Source organism: Dietzia sp. B19 (assembly GCF_014145155.1).
GTDB lineage: Bacteria > Actinomycetota > Actinomycetes > Mycobacteriales > Mycobacteriaceae > Dietzia > Dietzia natronolimnaea.
Map to the genome: position 1 here is coordinate 1 of NZ_JAALED010000414.1, position 2,437 is coordinate 2,437.

Annotated in this window: 1 protein-coding gene; it reads right to left on the bottom strand. The window is 72.1% G+C overall.

Going from position 1 to position 2,437, the window contains the following annotated elements:
• Positions 1 to 2,324 (bottom strand): condensation domain-containing protein (locus G6020_RS11960; RefSeq protein WP_241732689.1); only part of this gene is annotated, 2,324 nt, incomplete at its 3' end.
• Positions 2,325 to 2,437: the final 113 nt, after the last annotated feature.

The window sequence follows — 2,437 nt, forward strand, 5'->3', positions numbered from 1 at the left end:
TGGCCTGCCTGGCCTGCCTGGCCTGCGTGGCCTGCGTGGTCCGCACCAGCGTCCTCCACGAGGGTGCGCACCGCGTCGGAGTAGACGGCGACGGCCCGCTCGAGGCGGTCGCCGTCGACCGCTGAGGCGAGGTAGTCCCACTGGGCGATGATGCTCCCGCCCCAGCGGTAAGCCTGGTGGTCCAACACCACCTGGGGTGTCTGACTGATCCCGCCGACGAGCTCACCGCTCCAGTCGTCGTCGAAACCGGACTCGTCCTCCCCGCCGAGGGTGCTGGTGAACACGACGGGTGCCGAGAACCGCCGCCCCTCCTGGGCGCTGCGCATGGCGAGAACGTCGATCCCCGACACGCTCGACCGGTCGAGCGCCTCGAACAGTGAGGTGCCCACCGAGTCCAGGGAGGCGTGAGGATCGGCCGAGGTGTGCAGTCCCACCAGGGAGAGCTCGGTGAACTCTCCGATGACCCCGGCCATCTCCGGCGGGCGTCCGAAGGTCGTGAGCATCACCGAGAACTCCGATCGGCCGGATAGCTCGCACAGCATGTGGGCGTATGCGGTGAGCAGCAGGGCGGCCGGCGTGGTCCGCCTCCGAGCGCTCGTGCGGACCACCGCCTCGCTCAGCTCGGGACCGAGGGTCCAGCGGTGCCGGGAAAAGCCACCGACCGGGACCTGCGCGGCAGAGACCGCTCCGCCGGAGACCTCGGGAGCCGCGGGAAGGTGCGGGACCCGCTCGGCCCACCAGCGTCGGTCCTCGTCCTGCCGGGCTCCGCCCGCGCCCCCACCCGCCGCGCCCGACCTCACGTGGTCGGCAAAGGTGCGCAGCGGCGCCGGGCCAGGGTCCTCACCGCGATAGACCACTCCCATCTCGGAGTGCAGGAGGCCGAAGCTGTCGGCGTCGCAGACCAGCACATCGATGCTCCACCCCACATGCACCGCGTCGGCGGTGATCGCGAGGTAGGGGCAGACCAGCGGCCACCGCGATGCCGGGGCGCGCCGCAGGGACAGGCGGTCCCGCCACCGCTGGAGGCCGGTGCCGGGGTCGTCGGAGTGCCTGAGGTCGGTCACGTCGAGCCGGAAGTCCTCGGGCCTGATGTAGACCTCGTGCATCCCGTCCAGCTCGACGACCGTCCGCAGCATCGGGTGCCGCTGCACGAGGGTGCGGAAGGCGGACTCGAACCGATCCGGGTCGAGCGACAGGGAGCGGAACTCCACAAAACTGTGGCACGCCGCGCCTCCGATCCCGAAGTCGTCCTCGCGGCCCAGGAGGTACGCGCGCTGGACCGGGGTCAGCGGGGCCGGGCCTGTGGGGTCAGCGTCCACACCCGAGGCCCCTTCCTCCCGATCCATCCCGCCGCCCGGATCCGACACGACCACTCCTGCGACTCCCCCCGGCGTCGGATCGTCGAGGAGATCCCGCAACCGCAGGTCGAGACCCAGTTCGTCGCGGAGGGTGCCGAGCAATCTCGTGGCGGCCAGGGACTGTCCCCCGAGGGCGAAGAAGTCGGACTCGGGGCCGACCTCGTCACGGTGAACACCGAGCGCGTCGGCCCACAATTCGCAGAGACGATCGAGCGACGCGCGACCCTCGTCACCGTGCGAGCCGTCAGACGAGGCGCCCGTGGAGGATCCCCCGGAGGTCTGCCGGAGATTCTCGGGGCCGGCTGCCCGGTCAACGTCCGCACCCTCGATCGTGAGCGGGCGACGGCTGGCGATCACCGTGCCCCGCGCCGGTCCTGCGGCGATCCGGCGCAACAGAGTCGAGGCGTCCTCCGGATCCAGAGCGTGCCGCAGGAGGTTCCGGGCGAACGCGGCGTCATCCGCACCGGTCGTCCGCCATCCGTCCCACGCCACCGCGACCCGACGGGTCCCGTCCGCCGGCGAAGCGTTCTCGCACCGCAGTTCCACGGCCCTGCAGGACACGGCGTACGCGGCCAGACCGAAGCCGCCCGACACGGAGGCCAGCGAGGACATCGCCACAAGGACGTCGGGAGCCCTCTCGGCGAGCAGGGCCACCGCATCCTCCAGGGCGTCCCAGACCTGCACCCGCGCACGATCGTGGGCCCGTAGCGTCTCCGCCCCCGACTCCTGGACGGTGGCGAAGCTCTCCTTGCCCACCACCCCGGTGCACTGCACCACGATCAGGGGGCCCGGACCCGGGATGTCGCTCAACACGCCGGCGAGCGCTGCGGCGTCGGCGCCGTCCCAGGTGACCACGGAGGCACCCCTGGGGACGAGCGCGGAGGCCACGTCGCCCGCGTTGCGACGGGTGGTGAGGGTGACGCTCGCACGTGCCGCGAGGAAGGAGGTGGCGATGTGGCGGCCCAAGGTGCCGAGTCCGCCGATGACCACGACGCGCGGGGGCGGCTGGTCCCGGGGCTCGTCCGAATCGGTCGACACGGGGTGGTCGACAACGACCTCGTCCTGCCACGACTCCCCGG